The organism is Oscillibacter sp. CU971, from assembly GCF_905219725.1.
In the GTDB taxonomy this organism is placed as follows: Bacteria; Bacillota; Clostridia; order Oscillospirales; family Oscillospiraceae; genus Oscillibacter.
The window spans coordinates 1-1228 of the sequence record NZ_CAJMXG010000524.1 but is presented as its reverse complement, the minus strand read 5'-3'; the positions used below and the strand labels follow the sequence as shown (position 1 = coordinate 1228).

Genomic DNA, 1228 nt, shown 5'->3' with positions numbered 1-1228 from the left:
GACGCCATGAGCCATATGCCCATCACCAACGACGCCTGGAACGGGGAACGGTACGATTATGCCCGGATCATGGCTGCCGCCGGGCCCTATGTGGAGGCGGCAGATTACGCCGTGGTGAACCTGGAGACCACCCTTTCCGGCGGCCCGCCCTACTCCGGCTATCCCGCCTTCAACTCCCCCGACGACCTGGCCCGCGACCTCAAGGCCTTAGGCTTCGACCTGTGCCTCACCGCCAACAACCACAGCCTGGACCGGGGCTTCTCCGGCCTGAGCCGGACGCTGGACGTTTTGGACGGGGCCGGCCTGGCCCATGTAGGCACCAGCCGGACCCAGGAGGAATTTGACCACAACGCCGCCGTGGCCGACGTGGGGGGCATCTCGGTGGCCTTTCTGGGCTATGCCTACGGCACCAACGGCATCCCCATACCGAAAAAGCACCCCTACGCCATCAATGTCTTCAACACCGACTACCTGACCTCCCTCTCCAAGCCGGACTGGGACCGCCTGGCCGGGGACCTGGAGGACGCCAAGGCCTTGAAAACGGACCTGGTGGCGGTGATGATCCACTGGGGCCTGGAGTACAAGCTGACGCAGAACCAATACCAGGAGGAACTGGCGGACTTTCTCTTTGAAAACGGCGCGGACATTATCCTGGGCGGCCATTCCCATGTGCCCCAGCCTATGGAGATCCGGACCCTGCCCGACGGGCGGCAGGGCTTTGTCTGCTACTCCCTGGGAAACTTCATTTCCTCCCAGACCAAGCCCAACACGGACACGACGGCGGTGCTGACCCTGACCCTCACCCGGGACAATGAAACCGGGGAGGCCCAGGTTGCGGATTGCGGCTATATCCCCCTCTACATGCTCCACCGGGCGGAGGGGGCCTCCCCCCGCTTTGAGCTGGTGGACATCCACGCCGCTCTGAAAACCGGGGAACCCGGGACCGCCCTGAGGCAGAAACTGGACAAGGCCCTGGAGACCTGTCACGCCGTCCTTGGGGAGGAACGGGACGCCGGAAAATAAACAAGAGCGCCGTCCCGGCCGGGACGGCGCTCTTGCTTGATGTACTTTCAAAGCCCCTCGAGGAACGCCTCCACCTGCGTCAGCGCCGCGCCCACGGCGGCGGCCTCTTGGGGACGGCGGCTCCATTTCAGATAGGACGCGTCCTGCTCGAAGGGATTCNGCTCCGCCAGCAGCGCCCGCAGCAGCTCCCCGAACTCCTCCAGGC

1 protein-coding gene is annotated in these 1228 nt (G+C 64.8%); it reads left to right on the top strand.

Annotated features, from left to right (window positions below):
- On the top strand, positions 1–1023 hold a 1023-nt coding region (locus JX325_RS17130; protein ID WP_204792217.1), incomplete at its 5' end, for a CapA family protein.
- Positions 1024–1228: the final 205 nt, after the last annotated feature.